Origin of the sequence: Pedobacter sp. MR2016-19 (genome assembly GCF_014947265.1) — a bacterium.
GTDB lineage: Bacteria > Bacteroidota > Bacteroidia > Sphingobacteriales > Sphingobacteriaceae > Pedobacter.
Window position 1 is genome coordinate 495570 of record NZ_JADCNK010000002.1, and the last position, 21386, is coordinate 516955.

The window sequence follows — 21386 nt, forward strand, 5'->3', positions numbered from 1 at the left end:
ACAAAAAGATATGTCTTACAAAAAGGATAATAAATTAAAAAGCAATTTCACATCAATCACGATTAGCTTATCGTCTCCAGAAATTATTTTGGAACGCTCAAGCGGTGAGGTGTTGAAACCAGAAACCATTAACTACCGTACTTACAAACCTGAGCGTGATGGTTTGTTCTGTGAGCGTATTTTTGGTCCGGTAAAAGATTACGAATGTCATTGCGGTAAATACAAACGTATCCGTTATAAAGGTATTGTTTGCGATCGTTGTGGTGTTGAAGTAACGGAGAAAAAAGTACGTCGTGAGCGTATGGGACACATTGCTTTAGTGGTTCCTGTTGCACACATCTGGTACTTCCGCTCTTTACCAAACAAAATCGGTTATTTATTAGGTTTACCTACTAAAAAATTAGATTTAATTATCTATTACGAGCGTTACGTAGTTATTCAATCAGGCTTAATGGCTGAAGAAGGTATCAACTATATGGACTTCTTAACGGAAGAAGAATATTTAGATATCTTAGATAAATTACCTAAGGAAAACCAATACCTAGACGATAAAGATCCTAATAAATTCATCGCCAAAATGGGTGCTGAAGCATTAGAAGATTTATTAAAACGTATTGATTTAGATACTTTATCTTATGATTTACGTCACCAGGCAGCTAACGAAACTTCTCAACAACGTAAAAATGAGGCTTTAAAACGTCTTCAGGTTGTTGAAGCTTTCCGTGGTGCTAATACACGTATTGAGAATCGCCCTGAGTGGATGATTGTTAAAATCGTTCCGGTTATTCCACCAGAATTACGTCCGTTAGTGCCATTAGAAGGTGGCCGTTTCGCTACTTCCGATTTAAATGATTTATACCGTCGTGTAATTATCCGTAACAACCGTTTAAAACGTTTGATCGAGATTAAAGCACCAGAGGTAATTTTACGTAACGAGAAACGTATGTTACAGGAAGCTGTAGATTCGTTATTCGATAACTCACGTAAAGTTAACGCGGTTAAAACTGAAGGTAACCGTGCTTTGAAATCACTTTCAGATATCCTGAAAGGTAAACAAGGTCGTTTCCGTCAGAATTTATTAGGTAAACGTGTGGATTATTCAGCTCGTTCGGTAATTGTTGTAGGGCCTAGCCTTAAATTACACGAATGCGGTATTCCTAAAGATATGGCTGCTGAGCTTTACAAACCGTTCATTATTCGTAAGATGATTGAGCGTGGTGTGGTAAAAACAGTTAAATCTGCTAAGAAAATCGTTGATAGAAAAGATCCATTAGTTTGGGATATCTTAGAAAATGTATTAAAAGGTCACCCGGTATTATTAAACCGTGCACCTACGCTACACAGATTAGGTATTCAGGCTTTCCAGCCAAAATTAATTGAAGGAAAAGCAATCCAGTTACACCCGTTAGTTTGTACTGCATTCAACGCCGATTTTGATGGTGACCAGATGGCTGTCCACTTACCTTTAGGTAACGCAGCAATTTTGGAAGCCCAGGTATTGATGTTGGCCGCACATAACATCTTAAACCCTGCAAATGGTACGCCAATTACAGTACCATCACAGGATATGGTTTTGGGTCTTTATTATATTACTAAAGGCCGTAGAACAGATGAAACCAGAGTTGTAAAAGGACAGGATTCGAATTTCTATTCTCCGGAAGAAGTTATTATTGCTTATAACGAGAAAGAATTAGACTTGCATGCATTTATCAAAGTAAGGGTAAATGTGAAGCAAAATGATGGTTCGATCGTTAATAAATTAACTGAAACAACTGTTGGTAGAGTATTATTCAACCAAATGGTTCCAGAAGAAGTTGGTTATATCAATGAGTTATTAACTAAAAAATCGTTAAGAGATATTATCGGTGAGGTAGTTAAAATGACGGGTATGGCACGTGCTTCTCAGTTCTTAGATGATATCAAAGAATTAGGATTCCGTATGGCATTCCAGGGAGGTTTATCGTTCAACTTACAAGACGTAAACATTCCGGTAGAAAAACATACTTTACTAGAACAGGCAGCTGCAGAAGTTGAAGAGGTAAGAAACAACTATAACATGGGTTTCATTACCAACAACGAGCGTTACAACCAGATTATCGATATCTGGACCCGTATCAACAACAGGTTAACTACTTTCGTTATGACTCAGTTATCGTCAGATAACCAAGGTTTTAACTCAGTTTACATGATGCTTGATTCAGGTGCACGTGGATCTAAAGAGCAGATTCGTCAGCTTTGCGGAATGCGTGGTTTGATGGCAAAACCTCAAAAATCTGGTTCAGGTGGTGATATCATTGAAAACCCGATCTTATCAAACTTTAAAGAAGGCTTATCGGTATTAGAGTACTTTATCTCTACTCACGGTGCGCGTAAAGGTTTGGCGGATACGGCGTTAAAAACAGCTGATGCGGGTTACTTAACCCGTCGTTTACATGATGTTGCACAGGATATGATTGTTAACTCAGTTGATTGTGGTACTTTAAGAGGTATGTACACAACTGCGTTGAAAGATCAGGAAGATATTGTTGAGCCATTATACGACAGGATTTTAGGCCGTACTTCATTACATGATGTTTATAATCCTTTGGATAACAAATTGTTAGTAAGTGCAGGCGAAGATATCAACGAAGATGTTGCTAAACTGATCGAAGAGTCTCCATTAGAAGGTATCGAAATCCGTTCGGTATTAACTTGTGAGAACAAACGTGGTGTTTGCGCATTATGTTACGGTCGTAACCTGGCATCTGGTAAACGTGTTCAAAGAGGTGAGGCAGTTGGTGTAATTGCAGCACAATCAATCGGTGAGCCGGGTACACAGTTAACACTTCGTACTTTCCACGTGGGTGGTACTGCATCAAACATTGCTGCAGAATCTAACATCGTAGCTAAGTTTGATGGTGTAATCGAATTCGAAAATATCCGTACTGTTGATACGCAAACAGAAGAAGGAACAGTTCAGGTGGTATTGGGTCGTTCAGGTGAGTTCAAAATTGTTGAACCAGGAACCGGACGTATCATTGTAACCAACAACATTCCTTACGGTGCATTCTTGTTCGTAAAAGAAGGTGATAAACTTACTAAAGGTGATAAAATCTGTTCATGGGATCCGTACAACGCGGTTATTCTATCAGAATTTGCCGGTAAAGCACAATTTGATGCCATTATTGAAGGTGTAACCTTCCGTGAAGAATCAGATGAGCAAACTGGTCACCGTGAAAAAGTAATTATCGATACACGTGATAAAACGAAAAACCCTTCGGTTCAGATTGTTGATAAGAAAGGTGAATTCATCAAAGGTTATAACATTCCGGTGGGTGCCCACGTTTCAGTTGATGAAGGTGAAGCCATCCAAACTGGTCAGATTATCGCTAAGATTCCTCGTGCAACTGGTAAAACCCGGGATATTACAGGTGGTTTACCTCGTGTAACGGAATTATTTGAAGCACGTAACCCATCTAACCCAGCTGTAGTAACTGAGATTGATGGTGTGGTAACTTTAGGTGGCGTTAAACGTGGTAACCGTGAAATCACAATCGAATCGAAAGATGGTGAAGTTAAAAAATACCTGGTTCCATTGTCTAAACACATCCTTGTACAGGATAATGACTTTGTGAAAGCGGGTATGCCGTTATCAGATGGTTCAATTTCTCCTGCGGATATCTTATCAATTAAAGGCCCTGCAGCGGTTCAGGAATACTTAGTAAATGGTATTCAAGAGGTTTACCGTTTACAAGGTGTGAAAATTAACGATAAGCACTTCGAGGTAATTGTTCACCAGATGATGCAGAAAGTTCACATTGAAGATCCGGGTGATACTATTTTCTTAGAAAACAATGCTGTTGACCGTTGGGATTTTGCTGACGAGAACGATGCGATGTACGACAAGAAAGTGGTTGAAGATGCAGGTGATTCGACAGAAATCAAACCAGGTCAGATTGTTTCATTACGTAAATTAAGAGACGAAAATTCTCAATTAAAACGTAAAGATTTAAAACAGATCACGGTTAGAGATGCAAGACCAGCAACTGCAAGTTCTATCTTACAAGGTATTACACGTGCATCATTAGGTACTAAATCGTTCATTTCTGCGGCTTCGTTCCAGGAAACTACGAAAGTATTAAATGAGGCAGCTATTGCAGGTAAACGCGATAATATGTTAGGCTTGAAAGAAAACGTGATCGTTGGTCACTTAATCCCTTCAGGTACTGGTGTACGTGGTTACGAAAGAATCATCGTTGGTTCTCAGGAAGAATACGATAAATTATTAGCTTCGAAACAAGAAGAAGTAGAAGCTTAATAAAATTAATTTTTTTTGAAAGGGCTGCACCATTAAATTGGTGTAGCCCTTTTTTATAATCAGTATTTTCCTTCCAACTGTAAAGATCCACTTTGTCATTCATTTCCATCCTCATCCTCATCCGTGGTGAAATTAGGTGCATTATTACAAGTTTTCAATAGAAGGGAAATATTTTGTAAGTCATTCTTTCAGTTTACTTTACTGAAATCATTATAAAAGCTTATAAAGCTATCATTCCTATTAAATAGATCGCTTCTTCAGTTGAAAAGGCTTCTCGTAAGAATGGGAAAAATAGGTTAGTAGTAGCCCTATAGGAGAACTTATTTTTAATATTAAGTAAGTAGTCAACGATCGACCTGGATATCGGGAGGCTCAGTGTGATAGGAAGTAGGGTAAGGATAGAATTTAAACAAACCCTTAATGTTCAGCGATTTGAATAATTAAGATCTGGTTTTATAATAAATTCTCTTTTTTTTCTGTCTTTTAGAAAGAATATCTCCGGTACCTGCGGTGATGATAATCATACTTAAAGGAATAAGATATCCACAGAACGCTAAGGGGAAACTTAAGGTAGGCCTGTCATAAATTGACTTTTTTTTCGAAGAATTTTTCTGATGAGTAAGTATAAAACAAAATGAAACCCCGAATAATAGCATGATTATGCCAATAATTATTTTTTTCATTGCTTGCAAAAAAAGCTTCAATTATTAGGCTAATGGAATCAATATGATTTAAACTTAATATCTGATAAAAGAGACCAGTGATTAGCTCTTTTATCAGATATATGTTAACTTATTTAAGGTTAAAAGATAAACCTAAAGTAGTCTGTATTTCGGATATGGGTTGTTTAGTCACCAATCTGCCCGCATTGATATTACGGTTATCATTAGTGATCTTAATTCCATCAGCACCAATGTAATTTCCTCTTAAAGCGAGACCTATTTTATCGGTTAAGCTATAGCGTAATCCTATTCCGCCGCCATAAGCAAAAGTAGAAGCAGTAGAACTACGCTGGTAAAAAGTGTGTGTAGGGTCATCTTCCAAATCAACTTTTAATTCTGGTGTAGAAAAACTTTTAATCACACCAGCAACTGCCCGCACATCAAGGATCAGTTTAGGATGAAGTAGAAACGAATATTGAGGGCCTACCAGCACATTTAGATTACGGTAGCGTTTATTCGAAGTAACTGTCGAATTATCTACAGCAAAGCCATCCGTGTATCCTGCAGAAAGATTTTCTACATCCTTATGGCTTAATCTTCCCTGATCCTGATAAGATATTACACCTGCTAAGGCAAGTTTTTTATAGAGGTACCAGGCACCATCTACACCAAAGGTAAAACCGTTTTTTGCGTAACCTGCTTTGTTGTTCTCCTTATAAATTTCTCCATATTCCGACTTTGCAAAATTGTCGATTGGTGAGGATAATCCACCAAAAAATCCGATATAACTTTTAAGCTGTGCACTCGCGCTGAAAACAGTAAAAATTAATAAAAATAACGGTAATAATAAGTATTTTCTCATGATAAAAGGCTCAAAAATTAGTTAATAGCTACTTTAAAATTCACATCAAGATCTGTTGATCCAGGAGCAAAAGTTCCGTTTTTAGCGTTAGGCTGGTGACGTAAGATTACCTCCAGATTACCTGTACTTGCTGCTCCTGTGGTAAATAGGTCGGTTAATCCTACTTCTAATGCCGGACTGTTGGTGTCACGATCCGTTCTACTTACTGCAAGGTTGAGGTAGGGGCCTTTTGAACTGGTTAACGTACCTGGGATATAAGGGCTTGTATTGCCTGTGATCAGGTTAGCACTGGATATTGGTGTAGGCTGGAAAAATAAAAGGTGATAATTTTGCCTTTCTTTAATTTCATTACCTACATTAAATACTGGAGTCTGTTGTTCATCATAAATATTTACTACTGCATTATATTTCGCATTTGCTTTAAGCTTTAATACGGTAGAATCCGAAGACTTCACATTACCGGAGTTATCAAAATAATACTTATACCTGCAGGAGGTAGTATCACTTACATCGGCCTGGTTGGTCAGGTTAAGTACCACTGTAGTTAAAGATTCATTTGCTATTGTTGGAGCAACTGCCTGCTCTTCTTTTGAACACCCTGCAAAAAACAAGGTAGCCCCGCATAACAGCAGGCTTAGGGATTTAAATTTAGTCATCATTTTTATGTTTTAATTGTTGTGTATTTGTATTCATTAGTATCAATTAATTACCGATTGGTATGGGTAGTTTTTGAGATTTTAAAAGGTACTTTGAGGCGAACAATAAAGTTTCTTCCGGGCTCATCCGTGAAATAACGGAAGCGGTCCAGGTAATCACGGTAAGCTGTATTGGTTAAATTATTAACGGCAAAGCTGACGTCGGCATAATTGTGCAGGTAGTTTACCCTAAAGCTCAGTTGTAAATTAATCAGGTTATAACCAGCCGGTGGCAAGGCATAATCCTGCCCCACTGGTACCCGGGATTGCTTACTTACATAAACATCTTCCACACTAAAGAAAATACGCTTTAAGCCGGATAAATTACCAAAATGATAACCGATACTATTTTGAAAGCGACTTGGAGGAGTATAAATCAGATAATCATGAATGGTTTTATTGTAAGCGTAAATCAGTGACGTTTTTGAATTAAGTTCCAGAGAATCTACCGGCTTTAGGATTAAGTTAAAATCCAGCCCCCTAAAGTAAACATCAGCTTGCGTGTAATTGAAAACCAATGCAGGTCCACGAACGGTGCGTGTATATTGATTTGTTGGATTTGCAAAGATAAAGTTATTGATGCTGTTATAATAAGCCTGAACATTTATTAATAACCTTGAAGTGGTATAATCTAAATTTATATTAAAATTGTTGGCACGCTCCGTATGTAAATCTGGATTTCCAATTTCATAGGAGACTAAGCTCTGGTGTATTCCGTTGGAGTATAATTCGTTAACTGTTGGTGCCCTGAAAGCTGAACTGTAATTGCCACTTAATTTTAATGCATCGGTTATACTATACGTGGTACCAATCGTATAGCTGGCACTCTGATAGTGAGTTGTAGGTGTCTCTATTAAAGCTGTATTGTTATTCAGTTTATACGCCCTAAGCCAGCGGTAATCATACCTTAAACCCGCTTCCAGCAATAAATTACCGTGTGTATATTTCTCTATAAAGTAAGCTCCTCCTCCATAATTCCTGTAATTAGGGATGAGGTATTCATATTTTCGAATATTGCCCTGAGTAATACCATTAAAACCAAATGAGCCTGAGAAATTGCCTAAATCTTTATGTTCATAATTGATATCTGCAGTCTGTGTATTGATTTTAAGATATAATTCTGGATTGATTCTTCCATTAAGTGGCAAAAAGTCATATTCTTCCCGGGTATTGGTCTGATTAGCAAATTGAAACCGCAGCTTACTGCCATTTTCAAAATTGTAAAAGCTATTCAGTTTTAAGGTTTGGTGATTTACAGTTTGGTAGGGGCGATCAATGGCGTAAGTAAAAAAAGATGGTGTTAAAGGTTCAGGCTGTTCAATAGCTAATTTTAAATCTGCAATGGAGCCTACTTCTGCTCCCTGAAAGATACCTAGCTTTGTATTGAACACACTATAGTAAGCCTCAAATCCATAATTTTTATGATGGTACTGTACTGCTGCAGAACCATCCTGTTCTCTCAGTCCGGTATTTGCAAGCAGATAATTAGGCGTACTGCTGTTTCCCGCAATTTTGAAAGTTCCTTGTAAACGGTAGCTTAATCCGGTAAGCTTTTTATCAAAAGCGCCTTCCAGCATACCTGAAAATGCGCCAAGTCTACTATTAGACATCCCAATGGCGTTTATTTCTCCATCCATTCCGGGGTTTTTAGGCAGCGCTTTAGGTTCAGCAAGAATCACCCCACCTATAGCATCCGATCCATAACGGATGCTGGCAGCACCTTTGATCACTTCAAGCCGGTTAGCAATAAAAGGATCAATTTCCGGAGCATGTTCAGATCCCCACTGCTGAGCCTCCAGTCGTACGCCATTGTTTAAAATCAGAATTCGGTTGCTATATAAACCATGGATAATAGGCTTGGCAATGGAAGGACCTGTTTGAAAAGTAGTGACACCTGTAATAGATTTTAACGATTCTCCAAGGCTAAATCCTCGGGTATGATCCAGCTGCTCTCCCTCCAATATAGATAGGCTTTGGGTAGCGATTTCTTTAGGGGAACCAGTACCTTTTACCTTGACCTCTTTTAAATTTTGTTGGGAAATGGTTAATGATAGATTAAGTACAACATTAGAATTAACCTGGACTAAGGTATCTAAAGGAATATATCCTATAAAATCACATTTCAAGTGATAAATACCCTGTTTAACGCTAAATTTATAATTTCCGTTCTGATCTGAGTGCGTTGTGCTTGGAGGAACCGAGAGACTAAGATTGGCACCAACCAGAGCCAAATGAGTGCTAAGATTTGTTACGCTTCCCGTTATCAGATATTCTCCTACTTGTTCATGGTTATGTTGTGCATACAATAAGTTAGCTGCCAATAGCAATAACAAGGAAAATAGGGATGACTTTATCAACGTTGATGTATTTTTTAAATGCAGCAAAGATGCATTTGTTTTTGCAACAATATTGCATATAGGTAATGTAATAAATATGATACAAATGAAACTAAGTTGCTTTATTAGCTTTAGAGTAGCTAACCAAATCTATCATTGGGGTCTCTCGTAGCGAGAAATAATTTTTTGATATTAGGCAGGTTTTTATAAAAATAAGGTCTCATTCAATATTCTAATTTATGGTTCCGGCCGTTTTTATAAAGAATATTGTCAGTTCTGGTATACCATAAAACCTGTAAAGACTTTGTAGGATGGGTTATTAAAGTTATGGGTGAAAAATACGTGGATGTTAGCCTGTCTAAAACCTTATTTTAATAGTAAGCAAAGAAGCCATTGATGATTAATCTCGATATACAGGGAGAATCAGTGTTGCAGAAAGGAGGATAATTATACCATTAAAATTTAATAGGCTCCCTGATAACATTCATATCTTTTTAAAAAGGGTTATTTCGATAAGGAGCAACCCTTTTTTGTTTTTAATAAATTTTAAAGCTTGGCACTTAAATATTACCTTTAAAGGCTTATAGTTTCAATAGACGCATTATTATAATATTATGGAAGAACAACAAAACGAAAATCAATTAAATATAGAATTATCAGAAGAAATTGCTGAGGGAATTTTTTCTAACCTGGCTATTATTACCCATTCAAATACCGAATTTGTATTAGATTTTATCCGTGTAATGCCAGGCATTCCGAAGGCAAAAGTAAAATCAAGAATTATCCTAACTCCGGAACACGCAAAGCGCTTATTATCAGCATTGGAAGATAATATTGAGAAGTTCGAGACGGTAAACGGCCGGATTAAAGCACAAGAGGAACCGCCTTTCCCGATGGGTTTTGGCGGACCGACTGCCCAAGCCTAAAACGCATAAAATTCTTACAAACAAATATTTGTTTGCTATGCTAACATAGTATATATTTGTGTATAACCATTTATAAATGAAAAAATTTTTATTGAGCGCATTACTTTCTGCTCCACTTTGGGTTTTGGGGCAGGGTTTCCAGGTTAATTTACAAGGTCAGAAACAAATTGGTATGGCTGGTGCAGGTTCTGCATTGGCTTTAGATGAGGCTTCTGTATTTTATAATCCCGGTGCAGTAACTTTCTTAGAGAAAAACTCAGTTTCCGCAGGTGTAAACCCACTATTATTTAAATCAGCTTTTAAACAGAGCGGTTCGAATGTTACAGAAGATGTAAAAAACAAAATTGCTCCTCCTTTCGAGTTTTATGCGGTTTGGGGACCAAAATCAAACAAATGGAAGCTAGGCCTGGGGGTTTATACACCATTTGGTGGTTTGGTAGATTGGGGCGATAACTGGTCTGGTAAGTATGCACTAACCTCATTAAATTTAAAAGCCATTTATTTCCAACCTACTTTAAGTATTAAAATTACTGATCGTATTGGTATAGGTGCTGGTTTTGTATACAATCATGGTGATGTAAATCTTCAAAGGGCATTACCGGTAAACTTTCCTGACGGACGTTCTGGTCATGTTACCTTAGATGGTACAGGAACAGGTTATGGATGGAATGCTGGTTTATACATTAAAACCTTAAGCAATATCTCGTTTGCTATCGTACATAAATCGAAAGTAATTACCAAACTGGATGGTGGTACTGCAGATTTTACAGTTCCGCAATCATTAGCAGGATCTTTTCCTGCTGGCAATACATTCAATGCCGAACTGCCTTTGCCTGCAACAACCAGTTTAGGTGTAGGTATTCCTTTATCGAAAAGTACGGTTTTAGCATTTGATGCAAGTTGGGTGCAGTGGCACATTTACAAAGAACTGGCTTTTGATTATGCAACAAATACTTCGGCATTAGCTGACACAAAATCAGCGCGTAACTATCATGATGGTTCATCATTTAAATTGGGTATCAATCACCAGGCATCAGAGAAATTGGCTTTAAGAGCGGGTGTAGGTTATGCTTTTTCTCCGGTTCAGGATGGTTATGTAACACCAGAAGCACCAGATGCTGATCGTTACATTTTAAGTGCAGGTTTAGGTTATACACCTACCCGCCATTTCGAAGTTAATGCATCGTTCTTTTTTGAAGATGTAAAATCGCGTAAACAGAAAAATATCGAAACAGGTTTGGATGGTACTTTTAAAACTTTGGTTTATGCACCAGGTCTTTCATTAACTTATAAATGGTAGGAGAAATTACAAATGAAAAAATATATATTAAATAGTTTCGTTGCTGCTGCCATTCTTTTTACCGCAGCCTGCAAACCAGAAATAGAAACACCTGCAGGCTCTACTGCCGGACAAGCTAATTTTAGCAAGTACATTGCCGTAGGCAACTCTTTAACTTCTGGCTTTGCCGATGGAGGCTTATATTTAGAAGGCCAAAAAGTAGCTTATCCAAATTTAATTGCAGCCAAAATGGCTTCAGTTGGTGGTGGAGCATTCACTTCTCCATTTTTTACTGACGCACAAGCTAATGGTTCTGGATATATTTCACTTACAGCTTTAGTAAATGGTGTCCCAACTTTAACTCCTGTTTTAGGTAATGGTTGGCGTAATTCGCCAACAAATAGTCGTTTATTTAAATATTCTGGCGAAATCCAAAATTTGGGTATTCCTGGTATGCGTGTCGATTTATCTTTCGACCCAACACTTACTTTTAGTGCCGCCAATCCATATTTCGAGCGTTTATTAACTGATGCACAAGTGGGTAAAACCAATTACTTTCAGTATATACAGGGCAGAAACCATACCTTTTTCTCGCTTTGGTTGGGAAATAATGATGTATTGGGGTATGCTTTAAATGGTGCAGTTACCGTTACAGGTGATCCAACTACTGTATTAACAGATAAAGTAACATTTTCATCATTGTATGCTAATTTTTTAAATGCATTAACTGCTGGTGGTCAGAAAGGTATCGTGGCAACTATTCCTGATGTAACTGCTGTTCCTTATTTTCATACGGTTACCGTAGCTGCTTTATTAAATGCTGCTAAAGCAATTAATCCTGCAGCGGCAGCTATTTATATTCAAACAGGAACGGGTGTGGTAAGGCCTGCAACTGCTGAAGATTTAATCCGTTTGCCGTTTCAATCAGAAGGCATATTTGGAAAACCAAATGGTTCTGGAATTCCTTATGGCTTACACCCCTTAAATCCGATAGAAAATAAATGGGTATTGGATAAAGATGAGGTAGTTAAGGTGAAGGACTATGTAAACAGTTATAACAGCAGTATTAAATCTTTAGCTACCAGCAAAGGCCTGGCCATTGCAGATACTTATGCTTATTTTAATCAGGTTAAAACTGGTATTAATGTTCAGGGTGTTGGTATCAACGCTTCATTTATTACGGGTGGCGCATTCTCTTTAGATGGTATTCACTTAACGCCTCGTGGAAATGCAGCAATTGCCAATGTATTTATTGATGCCATTAATGCTAAATACGGTTCTACTGTACCTTCTGTTGATATTACACAATATAGGGGAGTAAAATTCCCTGATAAATAATTTATACAATAAGAATGAGGTATCAGAAATTTTGAGATACCTCATTCTTACTATAGTATATTAATAGTTGAAAAACCTTTTTAGTTATGTATTGTAAACGGAGTAGATTTTATTGCAAGAATAGTATTACAATCATTCATGTTTGCTTGCATACGAACCTCTCCAATATATTGACCGTTTGTTCTGACTTTAAGCCTAGAAGTTCCTTGCCCACTTATTAAATCAACTCCTTGTGGTATTATCCATGTTATAGTTTGATAACGAAACGGAGGGAGAGCATTTTCATTATAACTAATACGCGGACCAGTTCCAAACATATTCCAGATATCAATCTCTACGGAATAAAATAACCAAAATTCTAATTCTGTTCCAACAGCTACAGATCCATAGCTAGGGGTCATTCCATGTTGGTATGTAGGGTCATTACCATATATAATTCTAGACCCTACAACATCATCAACACTCAGAGTTCTCATATTCAATCCAAAATAGTGAGGGGTCATCGTAGCATTTATGCATTCTGAATGGTCTAATCCGATAGTGTGCCCAAATTCATGTGCTGCGACAGAAGCTATATCTATAGTCCCAAACTCAGGACCAAGTGATGAAGCAGACCAGTTTTCATCATCATCAAAATGAATAACCCCACTGGTAGGATAAAAAGCATGTGCCAAAACTCCACCTCGGCCATCAAAGGCGTTATTGGCTCCGTCACCATGATCTCCTTTGTACCAGCCTATTTTGATGTCTGCATTATTGATAGAAGTTGTATAACCAATAGTTATGTTAATACCTGGAAGGAAATTTTCCTGAAACCATGCCCCTATACCTTTAAAGACTTCATCTTTGGCGACTTGTGGATTAATACTGCTAGGATTATTAATAAAAGTGATTAATAAACGATGGCCTCCAGGTTGAAAGATATTACCTTGGGCCACCCAAGATTTTAAAATGTCATTAAGAGTGTTATTTTCTGTAGTTGCTAGTTTTTGAACTATGCTAGAATGCGGCACACTTTCTAATGGTATCCAATCTTTAATAAACTTAATGTTTTTATAAATGTCAGGTTTCAATTCCTCCGTTGTGGTTTCATTCTTTTTACAAGACGAAACGAATAGACTTAAAAAAAAAGTCGCTAAAAGAGTAAAAATGTAGTTTTTGTTTTTCATAATTAAATGTTTTTAAGTTTCCCTTACCAAACTTAAAAATTTAATTCATGATAATGTATGTATAACTACATTTTTGATAGTAAAAATTATAATTGTTTTGTAGTATTATATACTGCTATGTATTATTGAAATTATGTAATTTGTGATTTGATCCTTTTCTTCTGGCTCAAACCAGTTAATCTCCTCATCTCTTCTAAACCAGGTGAGCTGGCGTTTGGCAAAGCGGCGGGTATTTTGTTTAATTACCGAAACAGCATTCTCAAGAGATAATTTTCCATCCAGGTAATCGAAAATTTCACTATAACCTACCGTGTTTAAAGCATTGTATTTTTTAAATGGTATTAGCGATTTTACTTCATCTATTAAACCATTAGCAATCATTTGATCAACTCTGCTGTTAATCCTATCATAAAGAATAGCTCTATCGGTATTTAACCCGATTTTAATAATATTAAATGGGCGTTCTTTTTTAGTGGCCGATAACATTGAAGAAAGTTTTTGACCCGTCGATAAATATACTTCCAAGCCCCTGATCATTCTTTGTGGATTTTGCTGATCTACCTTTGCAAAATATTCGGGATCCAACTGGGAGAGTTGATTTTGTATAACTGCTAAACCTTCTTCTTCAAACTGTTTATTTAGCTTTTCCCTGATCGATAAATCGATCTCGGGCATTTCATCTAAACCATTTATTAAAGCGTTTACATATAATCCAGAGCCGCCGACCATAATAGCGAGATCATGCTTTTCGAAAATTTCTTCGAGCGTTTTTAAACCTTCTACCTCAAAATCGCCCGTACTGAACAGCTGCGTTACAGCATGTGAATTTATAAAATGATGTTTTGCCGCTGCTAATTCCGCAGCGTTCGGCTTTGCTGTACCAATGGCCATTTCCTTAAAAAACTGGCGTGAATCTGCAGAAATAATTTCTGTGCCAAAATGTTGAGCCAGTTGAATAGCCAAGGCTGTTTTGCCAATTGCAGTAGGACCAACAATGGATATTAAGGTTTTGGGTTGAGGCATGGGGTTTGTATAAAATAAAAGCTGCCAGATTTAAATATTTGGCAGCTTTTGTACTCATTATTTTGTTGCTAATTAATAGTCGTCTTTATGGCTATCATCTTCGAAGTTATCACTATCAGAAAATTCATCTCCAAATTCATCTTCTTCACTTTCCTCATCTTCATCCCTTTCTTCCTCATTGATGCCCATTTCGCCCATGGCTTCTAATTCGTCGGTGTCTTCAGGCACAAAATTCATTTCATTTAAGAAATCAAATTCACCTGCAACTGCACTAACAGCTGCGCCAGGATCGGCAATGGGTGCATTGCTGCTTTCGAAAATTTTTGGTGCCTCACCACTACTTTTGGCTAAAAATGGGTATTCTATATTTGGATCGGCATCTAAAATTATTTTTACCAGTTCTACATGGAAATCATAAGGGCGATCGAAATTATAGATATAGTAAAACTTTTGATGTGGATCTTCAATAAAACCACTCAGTTTAGAATTCTCCATTAAAACTACACGGTCTTTTTTACGTTCGTTTGGTAAATAGGCAATTTCATCACCTTTTAACCAATTATCAGTGCTCACATAAAAAGAAGAAGATTTCTCGGCATTATAACCTGTAGATCTGTGAATAGCCTTGTGGAGGTCTTCAAATGTTTGGTTTGATTTAATGTCGATCTCTCTCACAACATCATCAAAATCTTCAAAAGTAATTCTAAATTTATAAATAGCCATTATTGTATTTTGGAATCGTAAAAATAAAGTTAATTTATAATTACCACAAATATGATGTGCCATAAAAACACCATATTCATATTGTTACGGCAATTAAATTATTTATTAACAGGATTTAATCCCATTTGTTTTGCCTGATTGAGCATAAAATTAAACGCTTCCTGGTAATCGTTTGTGATCTCACCTTCCAATATGGCCTCACGGATGGCATTTTTAATTATGCCGACTTCTTTGCCTGCATCAAGACCAAAAGTTTCCATAATATCGTTACCAGAAATCGGAGGTTGCCAGTTTCTAATTTTATCTCGTTCCTCTACGTCCTTTAGCTTTTGTTTTACCAGCTCAAAGTTATTTCTATATTTTGTTTTTTTGTATTCATTTTTTGTTGTTACATCGGCATTGCAGAGTAACATCAAGCTCTCAATTTCTTCTCCGGCATCAAAAAGTAATCGCCTTACAGCAGAATCAGTAACAGTTTCCTGTGCCAGAACAATCGGGCGTAAATGAAGCTGCACCAATTTTTGCACATACTTCATTTTTTCATTTAAAGGAAGTTTCAGCTGTGCAAATATTTTGGGAACCATGCGTGCACCGCGGTCTTCATGTCCGTGAAATGTCCAGCCGTGGCCTTCTTCAAAACGTTTGGTAGCAGGTTTGGCAATATCGTGCAAAATAGCTGCCCAGCGTAACCATAAATCATCGGTATCTGCACAGATGTTATCCAGTACCTCTAAAGTATGGTAGAAATTGTCTTTATGTCCTTTTCCTTTAATAATCTCCACGCCATAAAGCTGTGCCATTTGAGGGAAAGTGATATGCAATAATCCGGTATCAAAAAGATGTTTAAAACCTATTGACGGTTTTTTAGATAAGATGATTTTATTCATTTCATCAGTAATCCGTTCCTTGGAAACAATGCTAATGCGCTGTTTCTGGGTTTTAATGGCATTAAGCGCTGCCGGATCGATATCGAAATTAAGTTGTGAAGCGAAACGGATGGCCCGCATCATACGCAATGGATCATCCGAAAAAGTAATTTCCGGATCGAGCGGGGTACGGATCAGTTTATTTTCTAAATCTTTAATCCCATCAAAAGGATCTAGCAGTTCACCAAAATGATCTGCATTTAAATTGATCGCCAATGCATTGATGGTAAAATCCCTACGGAGCTGGTCGTCTTCTAAAGTGCCGTCTTCAACAATCGGTTTACGCGAATCCGATCGGTATGATTCTTTTCTCGCCCCTACAAATTCGACCTCTAAATCCTGATATTTGATGTTTGCCGTACCGAAGTTCTTAAATACAGCTACTTTTGTGCTTAATTTTCGGCCTACGGCTTCTGCATATTCGATTCCACTGCCTACAACAACTACGTCAATATCTTTTGAAGGGCGATTTAAAAACAGATCTCGCACAAATCCTCCGATTACATATGCTTCGGTTTTGCTCTTATCGGCAATTGTAGATAAGGTTTTAAATATTGGGTTTTGTAGGTATTGTTGCATCAAGTTAATTATTTTGTCACGCCGAGATAGAAAGCGTCTGCGAGCTATGAAACAGATCCTTCGTGCCTCAGGATGACAATAAGAATTACAAAAGTAATAAAATTACTTGCGAATAAACTCAAACTGTCCACCAGGAGAAAGTTTCATAATGGTTGATGGCTTTTTGCTGGTTCGATTTTCTTGTTCGAAATCTACTACATAATCAACAGCATCGATAATTTCAGGATCAATGTCGTCAAAGAATTTTGGCGAAGGTTGTCCGCTTAAATTGGCAGAGGTTGAAACAATAGGTTTTCTGAAACGCTGGATTAATGGTGTGCAAAAATCGTGTTTAACAATCCTGATGCCTACACTACCATCAGCATTGATTACATTCTGCGCCAGATTTTTGGCATCCGAAAAAACGATGGTCAGCGGGTTTTCTGCATATTCGATCAGATCGTATGCCACATCAGGTATTTCGGCAACATAACTTTGCAATTTGCTGTCTACATCCAATAAAACAATTAAGCTCTTTTCTGCCGGACGGTTTTTTATTTTAAGCACTTTGTCTACTGCTTCCGGATTGGTGGCGTCGCAGCCTATTCCCCAAATGGTGTCGGTAGGATAGAGGATCACCCCGCCCGATTTTAATACTTCAAAAGCTTTGTTAATCTCGTCTCTTAGCATTTTGCAAAGTTAATTTATAAAGCGGAAGTTAAATAATGTTAATGTGTATTTCCTGTGCTGTCAGATATTTCTATCTGACACTTGTAATATTGATAAAGGAATTTTTATGATAGTAACATATTCTTTATCTTTTATTTATAACAACTGATGTGTTTTAATGCGATAAACCTGTATTTTAGTAACAGGTTATTAAATAAAACATAAAATGAAACACACACTTAAATGGGGTATGCTGTTTACTATTGTAATGGCATTTACCAGTTGTATTACTGTGCTTACGGCATCAGATTACGACAAAAAGATTGATTTTTCTAAGTTAAAATCCTTTGCTTACTATGAAAAAGGAATTGAGCATTTAGAATTAAACAACCTCGACAAGCCCAGGATGTTAGATGCCCTTGAAACTACCATGGTCAAAAAGGGCTTTACTAAAACTGGCCGACCAGATTTTTTAGTTAATGTAGTGGTTTTGAGCAGCATTAATGCGAGGGCCGATTGGGGTTATAGCGGAGGCGGTTATCAATGGGATGCTGTTTCATCTTCGTACCAATGGAGAGATTCGCAATTCGGACCGCTCAACAGCAGCAAAGAATACCAATCCGGCACCATTATCATTGATTTTTTGAATCCCGAAACCAAAGCAATTATGTGGCACGGGGTAGGCTCGGGCTTTAATTTTGATGATTATGAAAATAGAGAAGAAAGAATAAAGCTGGCTGTAAAACAGATCTTATCGGAATACCCACCGATTTATTGATTCCTACGATTAATCCAATTGTAAAATATTTAGTCTGAGTGATATAACGTCAAAACATAATCGAATAGAAATCGTTTTACAGATAACAATCTGATTGTAAAAAATGTTAAATGATTTGCCATTTGGTTTACAATATCGTTATATTTATGTCAGGTTATTTATACAAACAGCGCACAAAATGAGAACAGCACAAAAATTATTAATGCTTTTTACAGTAGTATTGGCATTAGCAGGATGTACAACACTCCGCACCGCATCAGACTATGATAAAAATGTTGATTTAAGCGGTTACAAAACTTACAATTTTTACGATAAAGGTATTGCAAGGGTTAAGCTCAACAATTTGGACAAGCGCAGATTAATAGCTGCAGTTGAATCTGAAATGAATGCGAAAGGATTTACAAAATCAGATCGCCCGGATTTATTAGTTAATTTGGTTGTAGTTGCCCGGGAAAAAACTGATGTGTATGGCCCAGGTTACTATGGTGGCTGGGGATGGGGATGGCGTGGCGGCTGGGGAAATCCTTTTTGGGGCGGCGGAACCTACGTAAATCAATATATTGACGGTACCATTGTCATCGATTTCCTGGATCCGGCTAAAAAGATTTTATTCTGGCATGGACAGGGATCAGGTTTTAACCTCGATAACTTTAATAAAAGAGAACAACGGTTGTATACCGGCGTAAAAGAAATATTGGCACAATATCCACCAAATGTTACCGCTGCTAAATAAGTTGTAATATTAGATTAAGATAACAAAAGGGCTGTTGAATTTTTAAATAAATTCCGGCCCTTTTTTTTGTGGTTTATAGCTTGTATTCCTTAATTGTTACTACAGTCTATTCCATTCTAAACCTGACATTCGAGGAAAGCCCGGAATCCGATCCTTCATCGGATGAGGACTTGGAGCATTGGCAGGACTAACATTTAATAGCAGGACTAACCTTGCTTTTCAAATATTAAAACTAAATTTTTGAAAATCGACCTGAATAAGTTACACATTCATTATGCGCTAAGCTATATGAACGGAATTTGAGGATTATTAAAGAGATAAGTAGCAATCCATTAACTGCTGCGTCACCAAATTGCTGTCGAATTTTTGAACAAATTCCAATCCTTTTTCTTTCATCTCTTTTTGCTGCTGAGGACTTTCCAGAATTTGATTAATGGCTTTTGCAAGTTCTTTAGCGTCATTTGGCGAAACGTATAAGCTATCTGGTCCGCCGGCTTCTTCTAAGCATGAGCCTGTAGCCGCAACCACCGGAACACCTGAATATAAGGCCTCTATAATGGGAATGCCAAAGCCCTCATAAAAGGAAGGATAAACAAATACGCTGGCCATCTGGTAAATGCCGGGCAGATCGGCAAATGGAATATTTTTTAAGAATACGATCCTGTTCTTTAAGCCAAGTTTTTCGATTTCTTTTTCTACGGTTTTAAAATAACCCGTTTGTTTGCCTATTACTACGAGTTTATATTCCTCACTAACCTCTTTTAAAGCTTGTACAGCCAATTTAAGGTTCTTGCGTTCTTCAATGGTGCCAACGTTCAGTATGTATTTTTCAGGGAGTTTATAGGTTGCCTTAATGCGGCTTAAGGTTGTTGTAGCAAAAGCTGTTTTAAAACTATCATCGCAGCTTTGGTAAATCACCTCAATTTTTTCAGGACTGATCCCGTATAAATCAATGATGTCTTCTTTTGTTTTTTCACTAATGGCTATAATTTTATTGGCACGTTTACAGGCTGATTTGCTTTTCCATTTGTATAATTTCCGGTCGATGAATTTATAGTATTGAGGGAAACGCAGAAAAATCAGATCATGTATAGTAACGATCGATTTAATCCTGGTATGCTGTATGGCTAATGGGATTTCGTGACTCAGTCCATGAAAAATCTGGCAGCCATCCTGATTTAAATCTTTCAGGATATTTAAAGTTCTCCATAAAAAAGGGCCGTTTTTAGGGAGTTTAAGTTCGATGTTATCTTTTTCAAAAAAAGTATCAATCTGTTTGGCCGCTTTTACTTTTGGAGCATAAACGAGATATTCGTGTTCGGGATACTGACTTGCCAAATGCTCAATTAAAGACCTGCTGTAATTGCCCAATCCGGTTAAATTGTTGGCAGCACGTTTGCCATCGTATCCAATCTTCATTAGAGGTGTAAGGTTAAAGGCATAAGGTATAAGGTTTGGAATGTCACCTTACACCCTAAACCTTACGCCTCAAGCCCATTTTATACTGCTACATTATTTTCTCTCAACGCGTCGTTAAGCGAAGTTTTCTTATCTGTACTTTCTTTACGTTTTCCGATAATTAATGCACAAGGCACCTGAAATTCACCAGCAGGGAATTTTTTAGTGTAACTACCAGGAATTACTACTGAACGTGCAGGAACAACACCTTTATATTCTACCGGAGTTGGGCCGGTAACGTCGATAATTTTGGTCGATGCGGTTAATACCACATTGGCACCAAGAACTGCTTCTCTTTCTACTTTAACACCTTCTACTACGATGGCTCTTGAACCTAAAAAGGCATCATCTTCGATAATAACCGGAGCAGCTTGTACAGGCTCTAAAACACCACCAATACCCACACCACCACTTAAGTGAACGCGTTTACCGATCTGTGCGCATGAACCTACAGTAGCCCAGGTATCAACCATAGTACCTTCATCAACATAAGCACCGATGTTTACATAAGATGGCATCATGATTACACCTTTTGCTAAAAACGAACCGTAACGTGCGCTTGCCATAGGCACCACACGTACACCAGTTGCTTTATAATCAGTTTTTAATTCCATTTTATCGTGGTAAACAAACGGACCGCTTTTAATTTCCTTCATCTCACGGATAGGGAAATATAAAATTACCGCCTTTTTTACCCATTCATTAATGCCCCAAGAGTTTAAAACTGGTTCGGCAACGCGGATTTCGCCTTTATCTAGACCCTGAATTACGGTTTCGATGGCTTCGCAATAGTTGCTATATTTTAAAAGGGTTCTGTCTTCCCAAGCGGCTTCAATTAATTTCTTTAAATCTGAATACATGATGTTTTTAAATTTTACGCAAAATAAATCAATTTTTGTTTATTAAAGGGCTAATTGTTTAAATTGTTTTGTAGTTGGGTGAGTGCAAAAGATT

16 protein-coding genes are annotated in these 21386 nt (G+C 37.3%); 6 read left to right on the forward strand and 10 right to left on the reverse strand.

Annotated features, from left to right (window positions below; genetic code table 11):
* Positions 1-10 precede the first annotated feature (10 nt).
* Positions 11-4297, forward strand: coding sequence for a DNA-directed RNA polymerase subunit beta' (gene rpoC / locus IM793_RS04490; RefSeq protein WP_193419908.1), 4287 nt, complete (start codon positions 11-13; stop codon positions 4295-4297).
* 792 nt (positions 4298-5089) lie between these two features.
* Here the strand turns inward: rpoC and IM793_RS04495 are convergent.
* Genes IM793_RS04495 through IM793_RS04505 form a run of 3 tightly spaced genes read right to left on the reverse strand, consistent with a single transcriptional unit; the run spans position 5090 to position 8873 of the window.
* Positions 5090-5821 carry an outer membrane beta-barrel protein gene (locus tag IM793_RS04495; RefSeq protein WP_193419909.1) on the reverse strand — a complete coding sequence of 244 codons (732 nt, stop codon included), beginning with the start codon at positions 5819-5821 and terminating at the stop codon, positions 5090-5092.
* 17 nt (positions 5822-5838) lie between these two features.
* Positions 5839-6480, reverse strand: a complete 642-nt coding sequence (locus IM793_RS04500) for a hypothetical protein (RefSeq protein ID WP_219077464.1) — start codon at positions 6478-6480, stop codon at positions 5839-5841.
* A gap of 47 nt (positions 6481-6527) precedes the next feature.
* Positions 6528-8873, reverse strand: a complete 2346-nt coding sequence (locus IM793_RS04505) for a TonB-dependent receptor domain-containing protein (RefSeq protein ID WP_193419910.1) — start codon at positions 8871-8873, stop codon at positions 6528-6530.
* Positions 8874-9466: 593 nt separating this feature from the next.
* Here IM793_RS04505 and IM793_RS04510 point away from each other — a divergent pair.
* The 3 genes from IM793_RS04510 (at position 9467) to IM793_RS04520 (ending at position 12395) form a co-directional block, all read left to right on the forward strand.
* The gene (locus IM793_RS04510; protein WP_121282527.1) at positions 9467-9778 is read left to right on the forward strand and encodes a DUF3467 domain-containing protein; all 312 of its coding nucleotides are present in this window, start codon (positions 9467-9469) and stop codon (positions 9776-9778) included.
* A 76-nt stretch (positions 9779-9854) separates the two neighbouring features.
* A complete protein-coding gene (locus IM793_RS04515; protein ID WP_193419911.1) occupies positions 9855-11078 on the forward strand; it encodes an OmpP1/FadL family transporter in 1224 nt (407 codons plus the stop codon).
* A gap of 12 nt (positions 11079-11090) precedes the next feature.
* A complete protein-coding gene (locus tag IM793_RS04520; RefSeq protein WP_193419912.1) occupies positions 11091-12395 on the forward strand; it encodes a G-D-S-L family lipolytic protein in 1305 nt (434 codons plus the stop codon).
* Positions 12396-12475: 80 nt separating this feature from the next.
* On the opposite strand, the gene IM793_RS04525 is transcribed toward IM793_RS04520, so the two are convergent.
* The 5 genes from IM793_RS04525 to IM793_RS04545 form a co-directional block, all read right to left on the reverse strand.
* Positions 12476-13564, reverse strand: a complete 1089-nt coding sequence (locus tag IM793_RS04525; protein ID WP_193419913.1) for a matrixin family metalloprotease — start codon at positions 13562-13564, stop codon at positions 12476-12478.
* A gap of 105 nt (positions 13565-13669) precedes the next feature.
* Positions 13670-14587, reverse strand: a complete 918-nt coding sequence (gene miaA / locus IM793_RS04530; protein WP_193419914.1) for a tRNA (adenosine(37)-N6)-dimethylallyltransferase MiaA — start codon at positions 14585-14587, stop codon at positions 13670-13672.
* 72 nt (positions 14588-14659) lie between these two features.
* The gene (locus IM793_RS04535) at positions 14660-15310 is read right to left on the reverse strand and encodes a hypothetical protein (RefSeq protein WP_132394959.1); all 651 of its coding nucleotides are present in this window, start codon (positions 15308-15310) and stop codon (positions 14660-14662) included.
* Positions 15311-15408: 98 nt separating this feature from the next.
* Positions 15409-16815: a CCA tRNA nucleotidyltransferase gene (locus IM793_RS04540; RefSeq protein WP_193419915.1), complete on the reverse strand. Its 1407-nt coding sequence runs from the start codon at positions 16813-16815 to the stop codon at positions 15409-15411.
* Positions 16816-16917: 102 nt separating this feature from the next.
* Positions 16918-17484 carry an L-threonylcarbamoyladenylate synthase gene (locus tag IM793_RS04545; RefSeq protein ID WP_193419916.1) on the reverse strand — a complete coding sequence of 189 codons (567 nt, stop codon included), beginning with the start codon at positions 17482-17484 and terminating at the stop codon, positions 16918-16920.
* A gap of 205 nt (positions 17485-17689) precedes the next feature.
* On the opposite strand from IM793_RS04545, the gene IM793_RS04550 reads away from it, so the two are divergent.
* Both IM793_RS04550 and IM793_RS04555 read left to right on the forward strand, forming a co-directional pair.
* On the forward strand, positions 17690-18241 hold the full coding sequence (locus tag IM793_RS04550) for a DUF4136 domain-containing protein (RefSeq protein WP_193419917.1): 552 nt from the start codon (positions 17690-17692) through the stop codon (positions 18239-18241).
* 178 nt (positions 18242-18419) lie between these two features.
* Entirely contained in the window at positions 18420-18974 is a 555-nt protein-coding gene (locus tag IM793_RS04555; RefSeq protein ID WP_193419918.1) for a DUF4136 domain-containing protein, read from the forward strand.
* A gap of 309 nt (positions 18975-19283) precedes the next feature.
* Here IM793_RS04555 and IM793_RS04560 read toward each other — a convergent pair whose 3' ends face one another.
* Positions 19284-20393 carry a glycosyltransferase family 1 protein gene (locus IM793_RS04560; protein ID WP_193419919.1) on the reverse strand — a complete coding sequence of 370 codons (1110 nt, stop codon included), beginning with the start codon at positions 20391-20393 and terminating at the stop codon, positions 19284-19286.
* 80 nt (positions 20394-20473) lie between these two features.
* Positions 20474-21292, reverse strand: a complete 819-nt coding sequence (locus IM793_RS04565) for a 2,3,4,5-tetrahydropyridine-2,6-dicarboxylate N-succinyltransferase (RefSeq protein ID WP_193419920.1) — start codon at positions 21290-21292, stop codon at positions 20474-20476.
* Positions 21293-21386: the final 94 nt, after the last annotated feature.

Coding starts and splice junctions, on each gene's coding strand:
- IM793_RS04545 (WP_193419916.1), bottom strand. CDS start 17,484: ATGCTAAGAGACGAGATTAACAAAGCTTTTGAAGTATTAAAATCGGGC.
- IM793_RS04495 (WP_193419909.1), bottom strand. CDS start 5,821: ATGAGAAAATACTTATTATTACCGTTATTTTTATTAATTTTTACTGTT.
- IM793_RS04500 (WP_219077464.1), bottom strand. CDS start 6,480: ATGATGACTAAATTTAAATCCCTAAGCCTGCTGTTATGCGGGGCTACC.
- IM793_RS04525 (WP_193419913.1), bottom strand. CDS start 13,564: ATGAAAAACAAAAACTACATTTTTACTCTTTTAGCGACTTTTTTTTTA.
- IM793_RS04520 (WP_193419912.1), top strand. CDS start 11,091: ATGAAAAAATATATATTAAATAGTTTCGTTGCTGCTGCCATTCTTTTT.
- IM793_RS04510 (WP_121282527.1), top strand. CDS start 9,467: ATGGAAGAACAACAAAACGAAAATCAATTAAATATAGAATTATCAGAA.
- IM793_RS04555 (WP_193419918.1), top strand. CDS start 18,420: ATGAGAACAGCACAAAAATTATTAATGCTTTTTACAGTAGTATTGGCA.
- IM793_RS04515 (WP_193419911.1), top strand. CDS start 9,855: ATGAAAAAATTTTTATTGAGCGCATTACTTTCTGCTCCACTTTGGGTT.
- IM793_RS04550 (WP_193419917.1), top strand. CDS start 17,690: ATGAAACACACACTTAAATGGGGTATGCTGTTTACTATTGTAATGGCA.
- IM793_RS04560 (WP_193419919.1), bottom strand. CDS start 20,393: ATGAAGATTGGATACGATGGCAAACGTGCTGCCAACAATTTAACCGGA.
- IM793_RS04535 (WP_132394959.1), bottom strand. CDS start 15,310: ATGGCTATTTATAAATTTAGAATTACTTTTGAAGATTTTGATGATGTT.
- IM793_RS04565 (WP_193419920.1), bottom strand. CDS start 21,292: ATGTATTCAGATTTAAAGAAATTAATTGAAGCCGCTTGGGAAGACAGA.
- rpoC (WP_193419908.1), top strand. CDS start 11: ATGTCTTACAAAAAGGATAATAAATTAAAAAGCAATTTCACATCAATC.
- miaA (WP_193419914.1), bottom strand. CDS start 14,587: ATGCCTCAACCCAAAACCTTAATATCCATTGTTGGTCCTACTGCAATT.
- IM793_RS04540 (WP_193419915.1), bottom strand. CDS start 16,815: ATGCAACAATACCTACAAAACCCAATATTTAAAACCTTATCTACAATT.